Source organism: Niastella sp. sgz303648, from assembly GCF_059587045.1.
The window spans coordinates 802,223-825,407 of the sequence record NZ_JCAPSW010000003.1 but is presented as its reverse complement, the minus strand read 5'-3'; the positions used below and the strand labels follow the sequence as shown (position 1 = coordinate 825,407).

The 23,185-nt window shown below is 43.1% G+C and carries 17 protein-coding genes; 14 read left to right on the top strand and 3 right to left on the bottom strand.

All coding sequences use genetic code 11. The features are described from left to right. The first annotated feature begins 9 nt into the window (after window positions 1-9). The 13 genes from AC59IL_RS12410 to AC59IL_RS12350 all read left to right on the top strand — a co-directional run bounded on the left by AC59IL_RS12410 (window position 10) and on the right by AC59IL_RS12350 (window position 16,033). Complete coding sequence (locus AC59IL_RS12410) at window positions 10-1,626, top strand: SulP family inorganic anion transporter (RefSeq protein ID WP_496552445.1); 1,617 nt, start codon at window positions 10-12, stop codon at window positions 1,624-1,626. Between the two features lie 186 nt (window positions 1,627-1,812). Next, window positions 1,813-2,448: a carbonic anhydrase gene (locus AC59IL_RS12405; protein ID WP_496552444.1), complete on the top strand. Its 636-nt coding sequence runs from the start codon at window positions 1,813-1,815 to the stop codon at window positions 2,446-2,448. Between the two features lie 163 nt (window positions 2,449-2,611). Next, window positions 2,612-3,811, top strand: a complete 1,200-nt coding sequence (locus AC59IL_RS12400; RefSeq protein WP_496552443.1) for a glycoside hydrolase family 130 protein — start codon at window positions 2,612-2,614, stop codon at window positions 3,809-3,811. Window positions 3,812-3,963: 152 nt separating this feature from the next. After that, on the top strand, window positions 3,964-4,884 hold the full coding sequence (gene gldA, locus AC59IL_RS12395) for a gliding motility-associated ABC transporter ATP-binding subunit GldA (RefSeq protein ID WP_496552442.1): 921 nt from the start codon (window positions 3,964-3,966) through the stop codon (window positions 4,882-4,884). A gap of 243 nt (window positions 4,885-5,127) precedes the next feature. Then, window positions 5,128-6,417: a phosphopyruvate hydratase gene (eno, locus tag AC59IL_RS12390; RefSeq protein WP_496552441.1), complete on the top strand. Its 1,290-nt coding sequence runs from the start codon at window positions 5,128-5,130 to the stop codon at window positions 6,415-6,417. 201 nt (window positions 6,418-6,618) lie between these two features. Further along, on the top strand, window positions 6,619-6,915 hold the full coding sequence (locus AC59IL_RS12385; RefSeq protein WP_496552440.1) for an FtsB family cell division protein: 297 nt from the start codon (window positions 6,619-6,621) through the stop codon (window positions 6,913-6,915). A 193-nt stretch (window positions 6,916-7,108) separates the two neighbouring features. Then, the gene (locus tag AC59IL_RS12380) at window positions 7,109-7,345 is read left to right on the top strand and encodes a hypothetical protein (protein WP_496552439.1); all 237 of its coding nucleotides are present in this window, start codon (window positions 7,109-7,111) and stop codon (window positions 7,343-7,345) included. A 108-nt stretch (window positions 7,346-7,453) separates the two neighbouring features. Next, window positions 7,454-8,035: an endonuclease III gene (gene nth, locus AC59IL_RS12375; protein WP_496552438.1), complete on the top strand. Its 582-nt coding sequence runs from the start codon at window positions 7,454-7,456 to the stop codon at window positions 8,033-8,035. Between the two features lie 475 nt (window positions 8,036-8,510). After that, window positions 8,511-9,317 carry an SdiA-regulated domain-containing protein gene (locus tag AC59IL_RS12370; RefSeq protein ID WP_496552437.1) on the top strand — a complete coding sequence of 269 codons (807 nt, stop codon included), beginning with the start codon at window positions 8,511-8,513 and terminating at the stop codon, window positions 9,315-9,317. Continuing rightward, window positions 9,314-12,955 (top strand): BamA/TamA family outer membrane protein, encoded by a 3,642-nt coding sequence (locus AC59IL_RS12365; protein ID WP_496552436.1) that lies wholly within the window; start codon window positions 9,314-9,316, stop codon window positions 12,953-12,955. Before AC59IL_RS12370 ends, AC59IL_RS12365 begins: the two co-directional genes overlap by 4 nt. 10 nt (window positions 12,956-12,965) lie before the next feature. Continuing rightward, entirely contained in the window at window positions 12,966-14,216 is a 1,251-nt protein-coding gene (locus AC59IL_RS12360) for a Pycsar system effector family protein (RefSeq protein ID WP_496552435.1), read from the top strand. 60 nt (window positions 14,217-14,276) lie between these two features. Further along, window positions 14,277-15,383, top strand: a complete 1,107-nt coding sequence (locus tag AC59IL_RS12355; RefSeq protein ID WP_496552434.1) for an adenylate/guanylate cyclase domain-containing protein — start codon at window positions 14,277-14,279, stop codon at window positions 15,381-15,383. Between the two features lie 98 nt (window positions 15,384-15,481). After that, the gene (locus tag AC59IL_RS12350; protein WP_496552433.1) at window positions 15,482-16,033 is read left to right on the top strand and encodes a hypothetical protein; all 552 of its coding nucleotides are present in this window, start codon (window positions 15,482-15,484) and stop codon (window positions 16,031-16,033) included. Window positions 16,034-16,108: 75 nt separating this feature from the next. Here the strand turns inward: AC59IL_RS12350 and AC59IL_RS12345 are convergent, their stop codons facing one another. Then, window positions 16,109-17,965, bottom strand: a complete 1,857-nt coding sequence (locus tag AC59IL_RS12345; protein WP_496552432.1) for a 2-oxoacid:acceptor oxidoreductase subunit alpha — start codon at window positions 17,963-17,965, stop codon at window positions 16,109-16,111. Between the two features lie 394 nt (window positions 17,966-18,359). Between AC59IL_RS12345 and AC59IL_RS12340 the strand changes: the two genes are divergently transcribed. Then, on the top strand, window positions 18,360-19,217 hold the full coding sequence (locus AC59IL_RS12340) for a polysaccharide deacetylase family protein (RefSeq protein WP_496552431.1): 858 nt from the start codon (window positions 18,360-18,362) through the stop codon (window positions 19,215-19,217). A 62-nt stretch (window positions 19,218-19,279) separates the two neighbouring features. Here the strand turns inward: AC59IL_RS12340 and AC59IL_RS12335 are convergent, their stop codons facing one another. Both AC59IL_RS12335 and AC59IL_RS12330 read right to left on the bottom strand, forming a co-directional pair. Continuing rightward, window positions 19,280-19,810, bottom strand: coding sequence for a DinB family protein (locus tag AC59IL_RS12335; protein ID WP_496552430.1), 531 nt, complete (start codon window positions 19,808-19,810; stop codon window positions 19,280-19,282). Between the two features lie 256 nt (window positions 19,811-20,066). Continuing rightward, window positions 20,067-23,000, bottom strand: coding sequence for a serine hydrolase domain-containing protein (locus tag AC59IL_RS12330; RefSeq protein WP_496552429.1), 2,934 nt, complete (start codon window positions 22,998-23,000; stop codon window positions 20,067-20,069). Window positions 23,001-23,185 lie beyond the last annotated feature (185 nt).

The following is a 23,185-nucleotide window of genomic DNA, read 5'->3' as shown; positions in this document are numbered from 1 at the left end:
TTATTCATTATGGTTAAAAAAGTAAACCATTACATTGGTTCATTGGGAAATGATCTCCCTGCTTCCATTGTAGTTTTTCTGGTAGCTCTTCCTTTATGTTTGGGCATAGCATTAGGCTCGGGCGCTCCGTTATTTTCTGGTATCATTGGCGGCATGGTAGGCGGTATTGTTATCGGCGCCCTGAGTGGCTCGCAATTGAGTGTTAGCGGACCCGCCGCCGGATTGACCGCCATTGTAGTGGTGGCTATTGGCAAATTGCCCGTTTACGAGGCTTTTTTGCTGGCCGTTGTAGTGGGTGGCGTTATTCAAATCATATTTGGTTTTCTGAAAGCCGGTATATTGGGCGATTATATTCCTTCGGGTGTAATTAAGGGTATGCTGGCAGCCATAGGGTTGATACTGATTCTGAAACAATTTCCGCACCTGGTTGGTTACGATGCCGACTATGATGGCGACGAATCGTTTCTTCAGTCAGATGGCGACAATACATTCAGCGGTCTTTTTGGGTCATTGAGGCATTTAATACCAGCAGCCCTGTTCATTGGTATCGCTTCACTGCTTATTCAAATTGTATGGGAAAAATATATTGCCCCTAAAGCAAAAATATTGCAACTGATACCAGCACCGTTGATTGTTGTACTTGCAGCAGTTGCCATCAATGAAACTTTAAAATCGTCATCGCCCGGAATGGCCATTAAACAATCGCACCTGGTGAACATTCCTGTAGCAGATTCTTTTAGTGGTTTTGTATCTTTTTTTACGCTGCCCGATTTCAGTTATATTTTCAATCCTACGGTTTTAACAACAGGCCTTACAATAGCTATTGTAGCCAGTTTGGAAACCCTGTTAAATATCGAAGCAGCCGATGACCTTGACCCCTATCAGCGGGTAACACCAACAAACCGTGAGTTAAAGGCTCAGGGCGTTGGTAATATTGTATCGGGCTTAATCGGCGGTTTGCCACTTACATCGGTGGTTGTGCGCACATCGGCCAACATCAATGGCGGCGCTAAAACAAAAATGTCGACCATTTTTCATGGCATATTACTGCTGTTATCGGTAGCATTTATTCCGGCATTGCTGAACCGCATACCGCTTTCGGCACTGGCAGCTATTCTTATTTATACAGGTTATAAACTGGCTAAGCCATCGTTATTTGTTAAGTTCTACAAAAAAGGATGGGATCAGTTTTTACCGTTTGCATTAACAATTGTTGCAATTTTGCTTACCGACCTGTTAAAAGGTATTTTGATTGGTTGTGGCGTTGGATTATTTTTTGTGATTCGCAGCAACTTCAGATCGGCAGTATTGGTGGTAAACGATGCCAACAAATATTTGTTCCGTTTACGCAAAGATGTTTCTTTTCTGAATAAGCCGATCATTAAAAATAAGCTCGAAAAAGTGCCCGAAAACTCCTATGTACTTATTGATGCAGCCCGTGCCGATTTCATTGATAAGGATATTGTAGAAGTTATTGAAGACTTTTTAAAACACGCTCCCCTTAAAGGGATATCTGTTGAGTTGAAAAAAAGCAGTCATAAAGAACAGGGATTTTCAACCAACGGCAGCAATATTGTTATTAAAGCAAAACCGGTGGCTGAAAAAGCCATGTCAGAAGAAGTTTAAGGCACAAGAAACAAGGCTCAAGGCACAAGACCGGGGATATTAACAGCAAATTAATTGTTGTGTCTTACCTTGCGCATTGAGCGTTAAGCGTTAAGCATTTTGCATTAAGCGCTTTGCGTTAAGCGTTAAGCGTTTTACGTTAAGCATTTTGCCATATTATTACACTGAATTTAAAATTGATCGCATATGCAATCGTACGAAAAATTATTGCTTGAAAATAAAGCATGGGCTTCAGAAAAAGTAAAAGACGATCCGGAATATTTCGGACGATTATCCGGCATACAAACACCCGAATTTTTATGGATCGGTTGCAGCGACAGCCGTGTACCGGCCAATGAAATTACCGGTACACAACCGGGCGAAATATTTGTACACCGCAACATTGCCAATATGGTGGTGAACACCGATGTGAATTTATTGAGTGTGCTTGATTATGCGGTAAATCACCTGAAAGTAAAACATGTTATTGTTTGCGGCCACTATGGTTGTGGCGGTATTAAAGCGGCTGCCACACAAAATGATTTTAAAGCAGTATTGAATATGTGGCTGAGAAACATAAAAGATGTATACCGTTTACATCGCGACGAACTTGACATAATTAAAGATGAAGAAACACGTACCAACCGGCTGGTTGAATTAAATGTGCAGGAGCAGGTATACAATCTGGCCAAAACATCGATCATTCAACGGGCCTGGAAGCAAAACAGCTCGCCCGACCTGCACGGATGGGTATACGGATTAAAAGACGGCATCATTAAACCGGTATTTGAAATGAAGGCAGGCACACACATCGATCCATTATATGAATACGATGACCTGTAGCCACAAAAAAGCGTGCTTTTAAGATGATAACGCGAACCCTCAAAACCCGGCACAGTGCACGCCGGGTTTTCTTTTGGCCTCAGCGCAACAAACCATTTACATTGAATTACTTTAAATTTACACAAGGCGCACTTGCTAACAAAAGCGGTTTCGCCCATTGTAAATGAGTAAATCGATTGCCTGCCTGCTCATCGTGTATGCATTCATTGCATGCAATAATCAACCGGCCAACCAGGCTTCGGTTGATAAAGACAGTTTGTACACACAATCACCTCAACCCAACTGGGCGCTGCTGCCATTTATAAAAGCCGATTCAGTCAATCCCATTCTTGGTGCCGGTAATGGTGAATTTATGTGCCCTATTCGCCGGCAAAAAATTAAATGGGAAGAAAAAGATGTATTTAATCCGGCAGTTGTTGTAAAAAACGGTAAAGTATATATGTTGTACCGCGCCGAAGATTCAATTGGCAAATATGCCGGCACCTCGCGTATTGGATTAGCCGAAAGCACCGATGGCTTTTATTTTACCCGCTATGGCGCACCGGTTCTTTTTCCGGCCCCCGATGCCCAAAAAAAATACGAATGGGAAGGAGGCTGCGAAGACCCCCGCATTGTACAAGATAGCAGCGGCACCTGGTTTATGACCTACACCGCTTATGATGGCCATACGGCGCGGCTAATGGTAGCTTCATCAAAAGACCTGCTTAAATGGACCAAACACGGACCAGCCTTTGCCAAAGCCTTCAATGGTAAATACCTCAACACCTGGTCAAAGTCGGGATCTATTGTTTCGAATTATGATAATGAAAAGATAACCGCCGTAAAAATTCATGGTAAATACTGGATGTACTGGGGCGATGTAAACATCTGGGCAGCTACATCAGATGACCTTATTAACTGGACGCCGGTATTGTACCAGGGAACCGAAAAACCGGCTATAGAATTACGTCATTACGCCAAAGACATACCCGAAATAAAAATAGTGTTCGGCCCGCGGCCAAAAAAGTTCGACAGCGACCTGGTTGAACCGGGCCCGGCTGCTATGGTAACCGGCCAGGGTATTCTGTTGCTGTACAATAGCCGTAATATTCCAGCTATCGGTGACAGCAGTTTACCCGAAGGCACTTATGCCGCTTCGCAAATTCTGCTCGACAAAAATGATCCCACCCGGGTATTGCAGCGGATGAACACCTGGTTTATTAAACCCGACAAGCCATACGAAATCAGCGGACAGGTGAACCGGGTTTGTTTTGTGGAAGGCCTTGTTCACTTTAAAAACAGGTGGTTGCTGTATTACGGAACGGCCGATTCGAAAATAGCAATGGCAATGTGCAAATTTGAAAATGTGCCAATTAGCAAATGAAAAATGCACTAATTTGAGCCTGCTTAATTTGAGCGTGTTTAAATAAAAAAGGCGTTTTCGAATAAAACGCATTTGCACATTTTCTAATTGGCTAATTTGCACATTGATTTTCATTAGCACATTAGCAAATTGGCACATTAGCATATTAAATTATGTCGATAGAAGTTAGCAATCTTACTAAACTGTACGGCGAACAAAAAGCTATAGATCAAATAAGCTTTAAAGTTGATAAAGGCGAAATCGTTGGCTTTCTGGGGCCCAATGGCGCTGGTAAATCAACCACTATGAAAATCATTACCGGCTATTTGCAGCCCGATGAAGGCGAAGCCATTGTATCGGGTATTCCGGTAAAAAAACAGCCCCTGGCCGCCAAAGCCACTATTGGTTATTTACCCGAAGCCAATCCCCTGTATTACGATCAGTATGTGCGCGAATACCTTGGGTTTATTGCCGACATTCATAACGTTCCTGCCAAATCAAAAAAAGAACGCATTGAAGCCGTTATTCAAACAGTGGGGTTAAGTTTGGAAAGCAAAAAAAAGATCGGCCAGCTTTCGAAAGGATATAAACAACGTGTTGGTCTGGCGGCGGCCCTTATACACGATCCCGAAGTTTTAATACTCGACGAACCCACCACCGGTTTGGATCCCAATCAGATCGTTGAGATCAGAGAAGTGATCAAAAAACTGGGACAAAACAAAACGGTTCTTTTCTCATCACACATATTACAGGAAGTAGAAGCTATTTGCGACCGGGTGATCATCATCAACCGGGGTAAGCTGGTGGCCAATGACAAATTAAGTAATCTGCGTTCACAGACAGTCAACAATAATGTATTACGGGTAACCTTTAAAGAAACGCTGGAAGCCGAGTGGCTGCAAAGATTGCCCCCCGTGCAATCGGTTAATAAAATCAATACCAGCGAGTGGGAGCTCATTTGCAGTGATTTAACCGAGGCCAAACGGCAGTTGCTCGAACTGGCCCTGCAGCACAATCTGAACATTGTATCCCTTCAAACTGGTGGACAAAGCCTTGAAGATGTGTTCAGAAGTTTAACGGCTAATGCCGGATAGGTTTTAATTTTTGCTACTTTAAATTTTATTTTTGATACCAAACCGGGTTGTGTTACAGCTCAGGTTTTCTTTTGCTCACAGCTGACCACTATCAGCCCCTCTGCACTAAAAATAAAATTCTGATCAGAATTTTATAACACAAACTTTGTTTCTTTGCACGCTGATCCTTCGATCCCGGTAAATACCGCGATCATCATGAACAAAGAAGGACGTACTTAAAACTTAGAATAAAAAATACCAATCATGAGTTACATTGCAGAAATTCATGCCCGGCAAATTTTAGACAGTCGCGGCAATCCCACAGTAGAAGTAGATGTAGTTACAGATAACGGATTTTTAGGAAGGGCAGCCGTTCCCAGCGGCGCTTCAACCGGTAAACACGAAGCTGTTGAACTGCGCGACGGTGATAAAAAAACCTACATGGGCAAAGGCGTTTTACAGGCTGTAAAGAATGTAAACGACATTATTGCTGATCAACTGATTGGTATTGAAGTAGTAAAGCAGTCATATATCGATGAGCTGCTGATTAAGATCGATGGCACCGAAAACAAAGCCAAACTGGGCGCTAACGCCACACTGGCTGTTTCGATGGCCGTTGCAAAAGCAGCTGCCGAAGAAAGCAACCTGCCCCTGTACCGCTACCTCGGCGGTGTTAATGCCTCAGTATTACCCATGCCCCTCATGAACATCCTGAATGGTGGTGTGCATGCCGATAATAAAATTGATTTCCAGGAATTTATGATCGTTCCTGTAGGCGCGCCTTCATTCAGCGAAGGTTTACGCTGGGGTGTTGAAATATTTCACCACTTAAAAACCGTTCTTAAAAAGAAAGGTTACAGCACCAATGTGGGCGACGAAGGTGGCTTTGCTCCTGATATTCAAAGCAATGAAGAAGCAATTGAAACCGTGTTGCTGGCTATTGAAGCTGCCGGTTACAAAGCAGGCGAACAAATAGGAATTGCCATGGACGCAGCCAGCACCGAAATGTTCGATGAGGCTAAAAAGTCCTACAAATTCTATAAAAGCTCAGGCAAAATCATCAGCAGCGATGAAATGGTGGCTTACTGGACTGAATGGGTTAATAAATATCCCATCGTTTCTATTGAAGATGGTATGGCCGAAGATGATTGGGATGGCTGGAAAAAACTGACCGATTCTGTTGGTAAAAAATGCCAGCTGGTAGGTGACGACCTGTTTGTAACCAACGTAAAACGTTTACAGGAAGGCATCAATAAAGGTATTGCCAACAGTATTCTGGTGAAAGTTAATCAAATAGGTACTGTTACCGAAACCATCAACGCCGTACAACTGGCGCAAACCAGCGGATACACCTCAATCATGAGCCACCGCAGCGGTGAAACAGAAGATACAACAATTGCCGACCTGGCCGTTGCCCTGAATTGCGGACAAATTAAAACCGGTTCTGCAAGCCGTACCGATCGTTTGGCTAAGTATAACCAGTTGATCCGCATTGAAGAAATGCTGGGTGAAAACGCTGTTTATCCCAAAGGAAAGATTAAATTTGGTAAATAGGTTCAATGTTTAAGGTATAAGGTTTAAGGTAAGAACCCTCATTTTGAGCTTCCTGCCTTAAACCTTACACCTTAAATTTTTAAAGTTTGCGTAGTTTAAAGTATAGGTAGAAACCAAAACAGGGTTCCACCTTAAACCTTAAACATTATACTTTAAACCTTGTAACTTGTAACCTGCAACCTGTAACATTGAATTTGAAATTTGAAGCTACTTAGCAACATACCATCCTGGCTTAAAAACAAATACTTCATTACCGTGCTGGTGTTTTCGGTATGGTTGCTGTTTTTCGACGACCGCGACATCGTTACCACCCACTTTAAGCACAGCCATGAACTACAGCAGCTTGAGCAAAGTCGGGATTACTACCTTCAGCAGATCGAAGCCACTAAAAAAGAGCTCGACGATCTGAAGCAGAACCCCGCCATGCTCGAAAAATACGCAAGGGAAAAGTATCGCATGAAAAAAGACAACGAGGATTTGTTCATACTATCCGAATAATGTTCATACTACCTGAATAAATAGTTTCCCCGCTTACTATTGCACCATTCACCGCCTTTTTTTACCTTTCCACCGATTTCAGCACTCCCATCCAATTTCCTGCACAATAAGAGAAACCAGATATCGTTTTATTACACGGACGGACTCCGAAATTGACTCTTTCGGAAATTTAAAGGACATAAATGGTTTGCCTATGACTATTCTCTTTACACCGGAGGACCTTTTACGCTATTTGTACAAAGAAACCTCTGCAGAGATGAATGCAAGCATTGAAGCTGCATTAGAGCACGACTGGACGCTTCGCGAAAAATTAGAAGTATTAAAAGCATCGGCCAAGAACCTGGACAGGATCGTTGAATCTCCCAGAGCAGAAGTTATTCTGAACATTTTGCAATACGCCCGCGAAACGGCTATCGCAACAACAGTTTAACACTTTCAGGCCAGCTTCCCTATGAGAAGGCCCGTGAATTAATAAGTTATATTCTTTGGGCTACTATTTAATCCACTCCCTTAATTTCGCAGTCATTCTGTTAATAGGATGACGAGAAAACAACGCTTTCAGTTTGTCATTGATTATTTTCAGCATCATGCACCCGATGCCGAAACGGAATTGTTGTACGATGATCCCTACCAGCTACTGGTAGCGGTAATTTTATCTGCACAATGCACCGACAAACGGGTTAACATGACCACGCCGGCTATTTTTGAAAAATATCCGGATGCAGGCAGATTATCAAAAGCAACTTTTGATGAGCTGTTCCCGCTGATAAAAAGTATTTCATATCCCAACAACAAAACGAAACACCTGATCGGGATGGCCAAAATGCTTACTGAGCAGTTTAATGGCCAGGTTCCCCTTACGGTGGATGAGTTGGTACAACTGCCCGGCGTGGGCAGAAAAACGGCTAATGTCATTACCTCGGTAGTTGACCAACAGCCTAATATGGCGGTAGACACCCATGTTTTCCGCGTAGCGGCCCGTATTGGCCTTACGGTAAATGCCAAAACCCCTTTGGCTACCGAAAAGCAGCTTATTCAACACATACCCCGCGAATTGATTCATAAAGCCCATCACTGGCTCATTTTGCATGGCCGGTATGTTTGCGTTGCCCGCAACTGAAGGATCAGGATAAAAAACGTTCATATAGCAGAGTTATAAAGGAGTTATAGGAAAGTTGGAGAGAACTTATAGAAGACTTATAGGGAACTTATAGGGATGTTACTCCCGGGCTACTCTATAGCTACTCCGTTGCAACTCCCTCGCTACTCTATATCTTTCCCATATGCCACCCGTACATGCTCCCGGGTTGCCACTGGGTTGCCCCCTCCTTGCTCCTGGGTTGCTCCGTGGCAATGCCGTATGGTTGCCTTATTGTTACCCTATGCGTACCGTATTACAACATGTAAGTTGCTTCAAAGCCAGGTCGTTCCATTGTAGACCTTTTTCTACACATAGCCTCTGATTACCTTTTCTAATCAATTAAACCATTATGGGCCATTGGTATGGCACCAGATTTTGAAAGATACAATATGTGCCATATGCCTTGTTTATGCTTTACAGATATTTATGCATTATATGCCTCATTATTGTTTTTGTGAATAGCCACTGCTCTCAACCGAACAATACCAGTTATAAAAGTCCGGACGGATATAACTTAACCAAACCCTTTTTAATAAAGCTGCCGGTTGAACTGGACGAAATATCAGGCCTGGCCTTCTATCAGAAAGATACCAGCGTATTTGCAATCGGTGATGAATTTGGCTGGCTGTATAAAATTCCGCTTACACCACATAAACCTATCCGAAAATGGAAATTTTCAAACGAAGGCGATTATGAAGACATGGCCCTGATCGATAAAGTGTTTTATGTGCTGCAAAGCAACGGCAATATCGTTGCCTTTACATTCAACGACCATAACCAGGTTTTACAACAGCTACAATCTTTCCCCGGGCAGGGAAATGAATTTGAAATCCTGTATTACGACCCGCATATGTTTAAACTCACTATGATATGTAAAGACTGTGAAGAAGATAAAAAGAAAGCACTGACCGTTTTTTATTATAACCTGCTGAATAAAAGTTTCGATGACTCTTCTTCTATCAATGTTAGCGAAATCGCCAATATGATAGGCGAAAAAAAGATAAAATTCAAACCATCTGCAGCCGCTATCAATCCGGTTACAGATGAATTGTTCATTGTGTCGTCGGTTAACAAACTACTGGTTATAGCCGACCGTAAGGGCAACCCTAAAAAAACTTACCCTATCGATTCAAAACTTTTTAAACAACCCGAAGGAATTACTTTTACACCCGCAGGCGATATGATTATTTCGAATGAATCAGCCGATCGTGGAGTAGCCAACCTGCTTTTTTTTAAATACAATAAGAAAATGAAATCATGAGATATGCTCTAATTGCCTTTGCTCTTTTAACCGGCAGCACCCTGTTTGCCCAAACAGATGATTCGGTAACAGCCCGGATCGTTTTGATCGGCGATGGCGGCGCATTGGTGAATGGCAAACATCCCGTTGCATCGGCTGTAAGAAACTATCTGCTTCCCGATAAAAAAACAACCATTGTTTATCTGGGCGATAACCTGTACCAGTGGGGTCTGCCCGATGAATCGAATATAAAATTTGTTTTATCACGCACCGTGCTCGACTCACAAATGGCCGTTGCTGCCAATACACCGGCCCATGTTTATCTTATTCCTGGTAATCACGACTGGGCCAATGGCCGGCAGGATGGATGGGAAACCCTGTTGCGCCAGGAAGCCTATGTGAACCTGATGAAGGAAAAAAACGTGCAGTTTGTGCCATCCGAAGGTTGTCCCGGCCCGGTAGAAGTGCCCATTAGTAAAGATGTAGTGATGATCGTTTTCGACAGCCAGTGGTTCTTACACAAAAACGACAAACCAGGCATTGAATGGGATTGCCCCTGCAAAACAGAAAGTGAGTTTATGCTACAGCTTTCTGAAATGCTGCGTAAAAATTATAATAAGCTGGTTATACTGGCCTGCCACCATCCTTTCAGAAGCAATGGCATACATGGCGGTTATTTCGGATTGAAGCAGCACATTTTCCCTTTCACCGACATGAAAAAGAACCTGTACATACCGCTTCCTGTAATTGGTTCAATTTACCCCATCAGCCGCAGTGTGTTCGGCAGTCCGCAGGATATCAATTACCCCGCTTATACCAATATGGTAGCACATATTGAAAGCGAAGCAAAATTGCATCCTAATTTAATTTATGCTGCCGGTCATGATCATAGCCTGCAACTGCTCAAAGACAGTAGCCAGTTTTATATTGTAAGCGGCAGCGGTTGCCACACCAGCCGCGTTGAAGACAGTAAAAAATCATTGTTCACAAAAGATTCCATTGGGTTTGCCGTGCTTGAAGTATCGAAGAATAAAAATGTACGCATCAAATTTTATGTAGTTGACATTAACACCGAAAAACCATCAGAATCATTTTCAAAAAATATAATCGACTTTTCGAAGCTGCCGGCGCTGGCGAAGGATACCGCCAAATTGCAAATACCACCCTATACTGATTATTATGTTTCAGCAGCCAGTAACCAATATAAAAATGCATCGGCATTAAAACGCTTCATACTTGGTAACAATTACCGCGATGTGTGGTCGAAGCCGGTGAAATTAAAGGTCTTTCGGCTGAAAGAAGAACATGGAGGGTTTAAAATAAAAAGTATGGGAGGCGGCAAGCAAACCAAATCGTTAACGCTTGAAGATAAAAATGGTAAAGAATGGTCGTTACGAACGATTGATAAAGACCCCGAACTGGCCTTGCCCGAAAATCTGCGCAACACCGTAGCTTCTGAAATTGTACAGGATATGATTTCTGCAGCGCATCCTTATGCCCCACTGCCCATTGCATCGCTGGCAACAGCGGCCCATATTCCCCATGCAACACCCGAATTTTTTCTGGTGCCCGACGACCTCGACTTTGGTACCTACCGTACCCTATTTGCCAATAAAGTGTGCATGCTCGAAGAAAAAGATGCTTCGTGGGATGGATCAGATACCAAAAGTTCGATAACTGTTTTTAACAACATGATCGAAGACAATGAAAAACGCGTGCTGCAGAAAGAAGTACTAAAAGCGCGGTTGCTCGATATGCTGGCAGCAGACTGGGACCGGCATATGGACCAATTTAAATGGGGCGTGCAGGATACCGGCCGGGGTAAAATTTATTATCCTATTCCGAAAGATCGCGACCAGGCCTTCTTTCATTCAGACGGATTACTGGTAGCTTATGTTTCACGTAAACGGTTACCCTTTTTAAAAGGGCTGCAGTATAAAATACACGACGTAAATCACTTATCGGTCGTGGCAAAAGATTTTGACCGGTTGTTCATGGATGATATCGACAAAAGAGAGTGGGACTCTGTTACCAAAGTTTTTATTAATCAGTTGCCCGACACTGCTATCAAAAAAGCAGTGCAGCAAATGCCACCTGAAATCTATGCAATCAATGGTAAAGAAACCATAGACAAGCTGATCAGCCGCAGAAATGATCTGCAAAAAAAATCTATGAAGTATTATGATTTTCTATCCAAACAGGTATCAATTTTAGGCAGCAATAAAACCGAGTACTTTAAGGTATTCAACGAAGGTAAAAACATAAGGGTGCAGGTGCTTTCGCGTAAAAATAAAGACACCAGCTTTATCATGTACGACCGGCTTTTCGATCCCGCAAAAACAAAGGAAATACGTTTATACGGATTTCGTGGTAACGACAAATTCGACATCAGCGCCAACGCTCCTGTAAAAAACTTCATTCGCATAATCGGCGGCAAAGGCGATGACACCTTTCATATAACCGGCAACATCAAAAATTATATTTACGATCTTTCAGGTGAAAAGAATTTTCTTGAAAAAGGGCAACGCACAAAACCAAGGTTCAGTACCGATCCGCAGGTAAACAATTATGACTTCAATGAATTTCAATATAACATCTTCCATTTTCCGCGCATCAATATAGGATACAATGCCGATGACGGATTTATGCTTGGCTTTGGCTTATGGTACCGGCGTTATGAATGGCGTAAAAAACCTTATTCAAGTGAACAGCGGTTTTCAACATTGTTTGCCCTGGGGCAGCGGGCCTACCAGGTTCGTTACCGGGGCGTTTTTATGGATGTTTTTAAAAAAACCGATGTTATAATAAATTCCGAACTGATGAATCCTGCCCTCACCAACTTTTTTGGTTTTGGCAATAACACAACTATTAACACCGATTCAACCATTAAATACTACCGGGCGCGATATAAAGATGTGGCAGCTGATGTGTTATTCAGAAAAAGATTGGCAAGCGTAGTGGGTGTGTTTATCGGCCCTTCATTTTATCATTACTGGAACAAACCCATCAATAACAAAAATTATATTCTGGGTAAGCCTTCTCTGGTCGGCCTCGATTCAACACAGATTTATTCAGTAAAATCATATGCGGGTTTTAAAGCAGGCGTACAGGTAAATAACCTGAACAACGAACTGTTCCCCACACGTGGTATTAACTGGGTAACTACATTTACCCAATTGCAACCGCTTACCAAAAACAGCTCCCCCTTAACAAAGCTCGAATCAGATATGACCGTATATGCCAGTTTGAGTTATCCGGCCAGATGGGTAACCGTACTGAGGCTTGGCGCCGGAAAAATATACAGCAATAAACTGGAATACTTTCAGGCAATGACATTAGGCGCCAACAACTTTTTACGAGGCTTCAGAAAGAATCGTTTTTCGGGTAATTCGCAGGCATACGGAAGCCTTGAATTCAGAATAAAGTTGTTCGAAAGCAAATCGTATGTATTTCCCGGTCAGGTGGGTCTGGTGGCATTTAACGATATAGGAAGAGTATGGTTAAAGGGTGAAGATAGTAAACGCTGGCACAATGCATATGGCGGGGGCTTTTATTACGTGCCCTACAATATGGTGCTGATATCGGCCACTATGGCCTTTTCGAAAGAAGAAAGCCTGGTGAACTTTACGCTGGGCACAAAATTGAACCTAACATTTTAATTCTGTGGCTATGTTAGCATATAATGAACTTATAATTGAAACCGAAACCCATGTGCGGTATCTGTTCAAACAGCACCATCAGGCAAACCTTGTATTTCATAATCTTGAACATACGCAAGGCGTAGTACAGCATGTGCAGGAAATTGCATCGCACTATCAGCTGCCCGAAAAAGAAATACCTGAACTTATTATTGCTGCCTGGTTTCACGATACAGGGCACCTGCTAACGGAGCCGCCACAGCATGAAGAAAAAAGCGTGGCCCTTATGAAAGAGTTTCTCGAAACCAAAACCAGCGACCGGGAACTGATCGATAAAGTGGCTTCCTTAATAAAGATCACAAAATTCCCCACTGCACCACAAACCTTGCAGGAAATGATCCTGTGCGACGCCGATACCTATCATTTCGGATTAGATGACTTTAAAAAAACCAATAAGGCGGTTAAAAAAGAACTGATCTTACGCAACATGAACACCATGGTGATGGACTGGGAAAGGAACAGTTTGGAACTGCTCGAAAAACACCGGTTCTACACCACATACTGCATGGAGTTGCTGCAAAAAGGAAAGGAAAAAAATATACGCCGGCTACTTAAAAAGGTGAATAAGCTCGAAGGCCTTAATATCAGTGAATCCTTATTACTGCCTGAAGACGGAAAAGATGAAATAAGCGCCAAACGAAAAAATTCGCTTGTATCAAGAGGCATTCAAACTATGCTTCGGCTCACCAGTGAAAACCATGTTGAGCTTAGTAATATGGCCGATGGTAAAGCAAGCATTCTCATAAGCGTTAATGCCATTATTATATCGGTGATACTATCGGTATTGATACGTCGTATTGAAGTGGAAACACATTTAACCATTCCAACTTTTATATTTCTGGCATCTTCCCTTGCAACCATAATCATAGCCATACTGGCAACAAGGCCCAAAGTTTCGCAGGGCAATTTTAGCCGGGAAGACATTCTAAATAAAAACACTAATTTGTTATTTTTTGGTAACTTTTACAAATCCAGGGTAACCGAATACCAGTGGGCCATGAATACCATGATGCGCGACCCTGATTATTTGTACAGTTCTTTAATAATGGATATACATCAGTTAGGAGTTGTGCTTGCCCGTAAATACAAGTTGATACGCCTCGCATACACTGTTTTTATGATAGGCTTATTTATATCGGTTATTGCATTTATCGTAGCTATTATGCTGCATACACCGCAACAACCGGTAATTAATTCGCCGTCTGTTTCGCCATACAGTTAGGGAATACTGCATTAAAAAGATACTTGCGCATGTTTGTGTACAGTACCGGAAAAAAAAGTTATGAAACTGTTCAGTCGCATAGTAATCAGATTTGGTGTTATTAGCAAATACCGCCTAAAACAGGTACTGGCCATAGCCCTTATATGGACAATCATTGACACCAGTGTTTATCTTTTTAAATTTTATCGCGACCACATTAATCTGGCGCCCCATCCGTTCGACATGCATTCGTCGATGGTATTATTGTTGCGGTCGGGGTTGATATTTCTAATATGCCTGGCTATGGCATGGTTGCTGACCTACCAGTTGAAGCACATGGTGCGTAACCTGCCGCTTTTGCTAAGCCTGCTTATAAGAAGTATCATACTGGTAGCAGCTGCTTATTTACTGAATTTTATTCTGCACTTCACCTACATCTGGCTCATCGAAAAAGAACCGATCACAACCGAATTAGGCCGTTCATATTATAGGAATTTTCAATCCTCCCTGTTCTTTAGTCAAATGGTCAGATGGCTCATTACTTTTTTAATTACCATATTGCTTATTGAAGTAAATGAAAAATACTCACCGGGTGTTTTCTTCGATATACTGCTTGGCCGGTACCTCACTCCCAAAAACGAAAAAAGAACGGTAATGTTTATTGATCTTGTTGACTCAACCACCATAGCCGAACAACTGGGCCATAAAAAATATTTCAGCTTTATACGCGATTTCATATACTTTATTTCGGTTGCCCTGCTCGAGAACGACGGCCAGATATATCAATATGTGGGCGATGAAGTAGTAGTATCGTGGATCGTTAAAAAGCAAAATGCCAACCGCAAATGCCTGCAGGCGCTGCTGGATTGCAAAAGAATAATACAGCGCAATAAAAACTATTTTAAAAGGCAATATGGCGTTATACCCGATTTCAGGGCCGGCATTCATACAGGTGAAATTACCATTGGCGAAATTGGGGTTATAAAAAAAGATCTGGCCATGAGCGGCGACATCATGAACACAGCCGCACGGTTACGCTCAGCTACCAGCGAGCTGAACCAAAAAGTAATTATATCAAAAGACTTTGCCAGTCAAACCAATTTAAAGAACTGGCAAACAGTTAATCTGGGCCTGGTTGATCTTAAAGGAAAAGAATCTGCGATGGAATTGTATGGGTTGAAGTTATGATAATCGCATTATCTGTTGCCTTTTTTCTACACATTTTCGCATATACCACGTTATAGCAGGCCTGCGCATAATAATTGCTTAAGATCTCATAAACCTATATGAACACAATCAGGAAATTTTTAGCTATTACAGGAAGTGCAGTAATAATCGCTTCCTGCCAGGAATCAAATAAGCAACAGAACATTGCCTCCGATTCCATGGCAATCAAAGAACCGGTTACTGATAATGGTAATACCGGTAATCAAACATCAACGGCACGATATGTTGATTTAAAAACCAATCAGCCAGCCGACCTGTATTATGATTCAAAAAAGAAAAGAACCTATTCAGCCAACACCAGCGAACCGGTAGATTTATATATTAACGTATTAACCGGTGATACCATTTATGGAAGAGGCCGGTATGTTGTAAACAATTATATCGTTAAAACACCAGATGGCACTTACAAGCTCGATGACAGCAAACTAAAAGTTAGTGATGAGGAAATCAAATTAAAGTCAGGTGATCAGAAATTACAAATGGATGAAGGCGAAATGAAGATCAAGGATGGAGATGATAAGTATAAAAATGAAGGAAGGGAAGAAAAGATGAAGAATGAAAAAATAAAGGTCAAATCAGAGGATGGCAAAGTAAAGATGAAGAAAGAATAATGCAATCGCTGTTATAAACAAAAATCCCGTTCACCTGAATATGAACGGGATTTTTTTGCGCCTTAGCGCGAAATATTAATTTACACTCCCCAGCATTTCATGCAGCTTCATTACCAGTTCGGTTTTGGTAATGGGTATACCCATGATTTTGTTATACCCTTTTGCATCTATAAAATACTGGTCGCGGATAATTTTTATCAGTTGACCGTTATTGATTTCAGGGATCAATACCTGATCAAAACTCTTCAGTAGGGTTCCCAGGTTTTTAGGGAAGGGACGCACATAACGTAAATGGGCATGGCTAACTGCATAGCCCTGTTGCTGTAACTCAGCTACGGCGCTTTTAATGGCGCCATAGGTACTACCCCAACCCAGTACCAGTATCTTTCCGGTGGCAGGACCGCTATCCAAAGTTTGTTCAGGAATATAATCAGCTATCTTATCAACCTTTTCCTGTCTGATTTTTACCATCAGCTGGTGGTTCTCCGGTTCATAACTAACATTACCGGTTATATTCTGTTTTTCCAAACCACCAATGCGGTGTTCAAGACCAGGTACACCGGGTATGGCCCAGGGACGCACCAGTTTTTCATCGCGCAAATAAGGTTGAAATTTATCTTCACCATGTCCCAGATCGGTTTTGAATTTTACTTCAATAGCCGGCAGTTCATCGCTTTTCGGAAAACGCCAGGGCTCGGCGCCGTTGGCAATATAACCATCGCTTAAAAAGATAACCGGTGTCATATGCTGAACCGCAATGCGTACCGCTTCGTATACAGCGCCAAAACAATCGCTTGGTGTAGAGGCCGAAACAATAGGCATGGGGCATTCGCCATTACGTCCGTAATACGCCTGCAATAAATCACTTTGCTCGGTTTTGGTAGGCAACCCGGTTGAGGGGCCGCCCCGTTGAACATCGCATATCAGTAAAGGAATTTCAAGCATTACCGCCAGTCCCATGGCTTCGGCTTTTAATGCCATACCAGGGCCCGAGGTTGTAGTAACGCCCAGGGCGCCGCCATAGGCAGCACCAATGGCCGAAGTAATACCGGCAATTTCATCTTCGGCCTGAAAAGTTTTTACACCAAAGCCTTTGTGACGGCTCAGTTCATGTAAAATATCCGAGGCCGGGGTGATGGGGTAAGAGCCCAGAAACAGCGGCAGGCCACTTTTTTGCGAAGCGGCTATTAAACCATAAGCCACAGCCTGGTTACCCATGATGGAGCGGTAAACGCCGGCTTCCATTTGAGCCCTTTCAACTTTATAGGTAGTAGTAAATGTTTCAGTGGTATCGCCAAAATTATAACCGGCCTGCAGGGCACGCACGTTACTTTCGAGTATCTCGGGCTTTTTACCAAACTTATCTTTCAGGAACTGAATGGTGTTTTCCATGTTGCGGTTGTACATCCAGTACAAAAAGCCCAGCACGAACATGTTCTTGGCGCGGTCTTTTTCTTTTGTGCCCATCGTAATGTCTTTCAGGGCTTCCCGCGTCATTTTGGTAACATCCATTTTTATCACCTCGTAATTACCCAAACTGCCGTCTTCCAACGGATGAACGCCATCGGCATAATTAGCCAGCCGCAGGTTCTTTGAATCAAAGCCATCGGTATTGGCAATGATCTTTCCGCCTTTCTTCAGGCTTTTCAGGTTCGCCTTTAATGCCGCAGCATTCATGGCCACCAGCACATCGCACTCATCGCCCGGAGTAAAAACCCGGTCGCTCGAAAACCGTAACTGGTAACCGCTCACACCCGGCAGGGTACCCTGGGGCGCCCGTATTTCGGCAGGGAAATCAGGAAAAGTGGCAAGGTCTATCCCCAGCAATGCGGTATTGTTGGTAAACTGGGTTCCGGTTAATTGCATGCCGTCACCTGAGTCGCCGGCAAATTTGATCACTACATCGTGCAGGACCTGTTCTTTACGAATCATTACTGTTGTTCTTAGTTAATTTGCAAAATTAGCATAAGTTAAGACAGATTTAGGACATTATTGTTCTTCATTTGCTGTTTTTACTTTTTGATGGCTTTTACCCCAATGGCCTATTGCTTTGATTTTCTTGCACTTCAGCGTTTATTTCAATTTATCGGAAAGCAATACCCACTGCCAATCGTTCAATAAATTAACTTTTTACTATATCTGAATACTGTGAACAATGGTCATCTCCGGGGGTTCTTCTGACTTCCGACCTCAGACTTCCGACTTCAGACCCACTCACCACTCGCCACTAACCACTCGTTGTTTTTATACAATCTTTAACCAAAGTGAATTTTACAATACTATTTTCTCATTATAATTTCATACAACAAAATCCCTTCAAACAATTATGGAAACAAATGCTGAAGAGGGCGATCATAATACCGCCGCCTTCTTTTATCGCCCCATTATGCTCTTACTGGTATTAATTTCAACAACCAAATCAGCCCGCGAGGGTAAAATCACTTATCATTACAACAAAGCGCCCAACGACCCATCGAATAAAGTGGTCGGGGCAACAACACCAAAAAAGAAAAAGAAGAAGATCTACCTCACTTTCGACGACGGCCCCAACAAAGGCACCCGAAAAGTATTACACATTGTTCAGGAAGAACAGGTACCTGTTACTTTCTTTATTGTAGGAGAACATGTATTTGCCAGCACTTCGCAACATGCTACCTGGGACAGTCTTAAAGTAACCGACTCCATTGAATTGTGCAATCACAGTTACACGCATGCGCACAACCATTATGAACGGTATTACAAACAACCCGATTCGGTAGTAAGCGATTTCAGACGCTGCCACGACAGCCTTCAGCTTAGTAACAGTATTGCACGAACGCCGGGACGAAATATCTGGCGCGTTGATACCCTGTCGTATACCGATCTTAAAAAAAGCGCTGCTGCAGCCGACTCATTACAACAGGCCGGGTTTACCATCATTGGCTGGGATCTTGAGTGGCATTACGACCACAAAACATTCTCCCTGAAAAACCGGTCAGAAGTATTAATAGATGAAATCGACAGCCTGTTCGCGCACAACAGAACAAGAATTCCCGAAAACCTTGTCGTACTCGCCCACGACCAGGTGTATGACGATGCCGATGACAGCTGTGAGCTGCACGAACTGATTAAAAAATTAAAACGCCGCGATGAATACGAGCTGGTTGTTGCCAGTAAATACCCCGGAGTGAAAACTGTTCAATAAATATCGAATATCAAATGTCGAATATCGAATGTAGAAGTAAATACAATTTCGATATTCGACATTTATAATTCATTATTCGATATTTTATTTTGTATTACTCGTACCGTAACCAGCAACTGCCCGGTATGCCGCATGGTATGCTCAGCCGCATGAAATAATAATCCCATTATAGTAGAAGGAATTTGTTTGCGGCCAACACCTCTTGCCTCGGTTAAGGTGGCAGGATTTATATTTTTTAAGGTTTCAACTGAAGCATCCATTTGAGCATCGAGTGCCTGAAGCAACGATGCTACCCGTATATTTTCTGAAGGCACGCCTTCGACTTTCAAATACTGTAATTGCTGATCCGACAACTGCTGTACGGCAGCATAGGTAAACAATCTGTTGAGCACACCGGTAATATGTTGCAAATGAAAACCTGGCGAAGCCACGCCCGCCGGCCGTTCCCATAATTTTGATTCGGGAAAGCCTTTCATCATCTCATGTATTTCTTCCTGAGCCTGCAACAGGGCATGCGCTACCGGTTGTAACAACGCCGGTATGCCCGGCAACTGGCCGCGCTGCCATACTTCGGGTAGTTTTGCTTCTGCCATAATCTTAATTTAAAAGTATTAAAGGTACGGCTCCCTGATTATAACGCTTTACGCTTAAATATATATCTTGCAATCGGTTACATTATGCCGATATATGCTTAAATTAATAGTAGTTATTGCCATATCAGCTATGGCTCAGGATTGAACTTGCCATCATGAAATAAATTCGTTGCAACACAACGATGTTTGCAGAAAAAGGAAAGTCCCGCCGGCTGGCGGGACTTCTGTTTATTTCTTATTACTTAAAACTTACAACTTAATATTTCGACATCAGCGACTGATAAATAGCATCATGCACCTTCGGTCGCACACTCATTCGCAGAAACTTATTGGGGTCGGGGCTATTTACCCGGTTCGACAAAAACACATATATCAGGTTGTATTTGGGATCAACCCAAAAACAGGTGCCGGTAAAACCGGTATGTCCGAATGTTTGGGGCGATGCGTAGGCGCAGGGATAAGGTTCGGTACGGGTGGCATTATCTCGCTCGGGTTTATCAAACCCCAGACCCCGGCGGCTGCTGTCGCTGTGGTACTCGTTAAAGTAATCCATGGTTGCGCGGCTGAAAAAGTTTTGTCCGTTTAATACACCGCCATTCAGCATCATTTGCGCCAGCACAGCCATTTCATAGGCATTGCTGAATAATCCTGCATGCCCCGCTACACCGCCAAACATGGCAGCTCCCGGATCATGTACGTCGCCATGCAGCAACTGACCACGAAAGCCTTTTTCTTTTTCGGTAGGCGCTATATAATCCAGCGGAAACCGTTCTGCCGGTTTAAAACCCGTTGAAGTAAGGTTCAGTTTATCGTAAAAGGTTTTCTTAACGTATTTGTCGAGCGGCATATGGGAGATGGCTTCCACAATTTTTCCCAGAAAAATATAATCATTGTCGCTGTACACATACTTGCCCTGCGGACCTAAATCGCTTTGCAAAATGCGTTTATACATGGTATCTTCCCAATCTTTACGCATGTACAAATTAGCGGCTACGCGAACTGAAAAAACCGAATCGGGCGTATTCCTGTAAAAAGCAGGCAGGGGTTGATTATCGCGCGCATCGAGTGTTTCGCGATTAAAAGGAATGAAAGCCTTTAAGCCCGCCTGATGTAATAACACATCCCACAACTTCAACTGGGCTTTGTTGCTTTTTTTAGTCCAGGGCAAATAATCGCCCAGTGTTTTTTGAATATCCAGTTTGCCCTCATCATATAATTTCATTACCGATAAGGTTGTGGCCATTATTTTGGTTACCGAAGCAAGGTCGTATATGGTTTCGGGATATACCGATTCGGTGCTGTCGTAGGTGAAATAACCGAAAGCTTTTTCGTAAGCGATTTTACCATCCTTTGCCACCAACACCACAGCGCCTGGTATGGCATGTTTTGCTATGGCATCATTTACGATAGAGTCAATAGCCTTGCTCATTTTACCTGAACTGAGTCCCAGCAGATCGGCTTGTACCGACGGCAATAAACGACTGGCCACAACACCATATCCGTATTTATAAGAAGGGCAAACGGTTACCGGTAATTTTCCTTTGGCCATAAACCGGCCATGCAACAAATCGCCTGCAGTAGCCTGGGTAATGTCATCATCTTCATAAGCGGCAATCAGCACCGGGGCATTACACATATTTTTAACAGCATACGGATTACCAAATACCAGGGTAATGGTTTTTTGTTGCTGCTGTACGCCCTGTATCAGCTGCTGAGCGGCATTGCTGATGCCGAAGTTATTGGCCGGATAACGATTGAATTTGTGCACGCCAAGGATCACCACATCAAAACTGTCTTTCAGCTGTTGTAACAGGGGCGCTACGCTGCTGCTGTCTTTTTTATAATCGAAATAATATACCTGCGCATTGTAGTCTTTACGTACGTGTTGCGCAAAAGCATTGTCTTCGGTTAATCCTACCCCTACATAAGCAATCCGCCGGCCGCTGACAAGCGGAAATATGGCCGGGTCATCGTTACGTAACAGGGTAAGCGCATTTTCGGCTATTTTCCGGCGCATCTTCGGCACATCTTTGTTCAGGTCGGCTAACAGGTTGGTAGTATCTACCGGTTTCCAGTTGGCCAAACCGTACTCGTATTTGGCATATAACACTTTTCGCACGTGCTCATTTATATCGTCCCAGTGAAGCTTTCTTCTGCGAATAGCTTTTCTTATTTTTTTAATGCTGCCTTTTATATCGCCCGGTAAGCACAGCATATCGTTACCGGCAATCAACGCCTGGCGCGATGCTTCGCCATCGGGGAAATATTTTGCCACGCCTTTCATTTCAAGCGCATCGGTAAAAGTAAGGCCGTTATAATTGAGCTCTTTGCGAAGCAGTCCTGTTACGTTGTTATACGAAATTGAAGTGGGCGTATGTTCGGAATTATCAATTGCCGGAACCGATAAATGCGCCACCATTACGCTGCCAACACCCGCTTTAAAGATGCGGCTGAAGGGATACAGCTCAAGCGAGTCGAGCTGCGATTTACTCTTATTGATAACCGGCAGATCGAGGTGCGAATCAACATCTACATCGCCATGACCGGGAAAATGTTTGGCGCATCCCATCACCCCAACATCCTGCATGCCTCTCATATAGGCAATGCCATAATCGGCCACTTTGTATTTGTCTTCACCAAAAGAACGGTCGTTAATAACCGGGTTATTGGGATTGTTGTTTATATCAACTACCGGCGCATAGTTCACCTGAATGCCTATTCGTTTACATTGTTCACCCACTACGCGACCGTATTCGTAAATGAGCGACTGGTCCTGCACAGCGCCCATCATCATCTGGCGGGGCAGCGGCAGCACACTATCCATACGCATACCTACGCCGTTTTCGGCATCAATGGTTACCAGTAATGGCGTGGGAGCAATTTGTTGCAGGTGGTTCAGTATAGTGGCCTGTTTTATTGGCCCGCCCTGGAACAAACAAATGCCACCGATATTGTATTTAAGAATGGCTTCTTCAACCTGTTTATCGTAGAAAATAATGGTACGGTCGGGCCCTATCGACGATAACCTTACCACCATCAATTGCGCTATCTTCTGATTTTTTGATAAGGTTTTAAATACACTGTCGACCCAACGGTCTGCCGCCGGGTTACCGGAACGCTGTGCTGCTACATGGCCACTAATCAGGTTAACCAATACAACAAAACATGTTGTTTTAAAGATTTTGCACATGAATATATTGTGATTTTTTGTCGCAGAAATGAACATCAAATGTACTGTTTATAAGGTGTTTGCACCATTAAAATTGTTCTAATATCGGGTGCGTTTTTGTGCCGGTGATATGGTTCAAACAAAGAATTTATTGTATATTAAATCCGATACCGGTAATCATTTTGCAAACCCCTTGCCAGTTTATA